Source organism: Halomonas sp. 707D4 (assembly GCF_024158685.1).
Classification (GTDB): domain Bacteria; phylum Pseudomonadota; class Gammaproteobacteria; order Pseudomonadales; family Halomonadaceae; genus Vreelandella.
Genome location: NZ_JAMZBD010000475.1, coordinates 1 through 2320 on the forward strand (window position 1 = coordinate 1; position 2320 = coordinate 2320).

General features: G+C 66.5%; 1 protein-coding gene and 1 pseudogene. Both read left to right on the top strand.

Going from position 1 to position 2320, the window contains the following annotated elements:
• A pseudogene (locus BIS11_RS15440) lies at positions 1-780 on the top strand (alpha-1,4-glucan--maltose-1-phosphate maltosyltransferase); the annotation flags it as partial.
• 88 nt (positions 781-868) lie between these two features.
• On the top strand, positions 869-2320 hold a 1452-nt coding region (gene treS, locus BIS11_RS15445; protein ID WP_253586482.1), incomplete at its 3' end, for a maltose alpha-D-glucosyltransferase.

The following is a 2320-nucleotide window of genomic DNA, read 5'->3' on the forward strand; positions in this document are numbered from 1 at the left end:
ATCCAGGAGATCCGCGCCCGCGACCCGGGGGTGATGTTTCTGGCCGAGGCCTTCACCCGCCCGCCGATGATGCTGCGCCTGGGCAAGGTCGGCTTCAGCCAGAGCTACACCTACTTCACCTGGCGCCACACCAAGGCGGAGCTCACCGCGTACTTCAGCGAGCTCGACGCCTCGCCGATGCGCGAAGGCTACCGGCCCAACTTCTTCGTCAATACCCCGGACATCAACCCCTACTTCCTGCAGACCAGCGGACGCAGCGGCTTTCTGCAGCGCGCGGCGCTGGCAGCGCTCGGCTCGGGGCTGTGGGGCATGTACTCGGGGTTCGAGCTGTGCGAAAGCGCCCCGGTGCCCGGCAAGGAGGAGTACCTGGACTCGGAGAAGTACGAGATTCGCCCACGCGACTACCAGGCGCCGGGCAACATCAGCCTCGAGATCGCCGAGCTCAACCGCATTCGCCGCGAGAATCCGGCGCTGCAGACCCACTTGAGGATTCGCTTTCACACCATCGAGAGCGAGCGGCTGCTGCTGTTTTCCAAGGCCACCGAGAGCCGCGACAACGTGGTGCTGGTGGCCATCAACCTCGACCCCTTCGCCGCCCACGAGGCCGCGCTCGCGCTGCCCTTCGAGCTTTTCGAGCTCGATGACGACGCGGCGCTGCTCGGCGAGGAGCTGATGAGCGGCGCCCGGGTGCGCTGGCAGGGGCGCTGGCAGTCGCTGCGTCTGGAGCCGGCACGGCCCTTTGCCGTCTGGCGGCTGCGCCCGGAAAGCGCGCCGTCATGACAACGGGCCACCAATGGCCCCGGCTGGTGAACGCATCGCCGGCCAACACTCTTCGTCCACACCGATGATTGCAGGGAGGGCACCTTTGATGATGGATGCCAGCAGCGAACGACACGCCGTCGAGACCCTCGACTTTCTCGACGACCCCCTCTGGTACAAGGACGCGGTGATCTACCAGGTCCACGTCAAGTCGTTCTTCGATGCCAACGACGACGGCATCGGCGACTTCAAGGGGTTGATCGACAAGCTCGACTACATCGAAAGCCTCGGGGTGAACACGATCTGGCTACTGCCGTTCTACCCCTCGCCCCGGCGCGACGACGGCTACGACATCGCCCAGTACATCGGCGTGAGCCCGGACTACGGCACCCTGGCGGATGCCCAGCGCTTCATCGACGAGGCCCACGTGCGGGGCCTGCGAGTCCTCACGGAGCTGGTCATCAACCACACCTCGGACCAGCACGAGTGGTTCCAGCGCGCCCGCAACGCCCCGCCGGGCTCGCCGGAGCGCGACTTCTACGTGTGGTCCGACACCGATCTCAAGTACCCGGGCACGCGGATCATCTTCCTCGACACCGAGTCCTCCAACTGGACCTGGGACCCGGTGGCCGGCGCCTACTACTGGCACCGCTTCTACTCCCACCAGCCGGATCTCAACTTCGACAACCCGGTGGTGCTCGAGGAGATCCTCAAGGTGATGGCCTACTGGCTCGACATGGGCGTTGACGGGCTGCGCCTGGACGCCATCCCGTACCTGGTCGAGCGCGAAGGCACCAACAACGAGAACCTGCCGGAAACCCACGACGTGCTCAAGAAGATCCGCGCGGTGATCGACGAGCGCTACCCGGATCGCATGCTGCTCGCCGAGGCCAACCAGTGGCCCGAGGACACCCGCCCCTACTTCGGCGACGGCGACGAGTGTCACATGGCGTTCCACTTCCCCTTGATGCCGCGCATGTACATGGCGCTGGCCCAGGAGGACCGCTTCCCGATCACCGACATCCTGCGCCAGACCCCGGACATCCCGCCGACCTGCCAGTGGGCGATCTTTCTGCGCAACCACGACGAGCTGACCCTCGAGATGGTCACCGACAAGGAGCGCGACTACCTCTGGAACCACTACGCTGCCGACCGCCGGGCACGCATCAATCTGGGCATTCGCCGCCGCCTGGCGCCGCTGCTCGAGCGCGACCGGCGGCGCATCGAGCTGCTCAACAGCCTGCTGCTTTCGATGCCAGGCACGCCGGTGCTCTACTACGGCGACGAGATCGGCATGGGCGACAACATCTACCTCGGCGACCGGGACGGCGTGCGCACGCCCATGCAGTGGTCGCTGGATCGCAACGGCGGCTTCTCCCGCGCCGACCCGGCGAGCCTGGTGCTGCCGCCGGTCATGGACCCGCTCTACGGCTACCAGAGCGTCAACGTCGAGGCCCAGACCCGCGACGCCCACTCGCTTTTGAACACCATGCGCCGGCTCTTGAAGGTGCGCGGCCAGCACCGCGCCTTCAGCCGCGGCTCGATGCGCGCGCTCTATCCG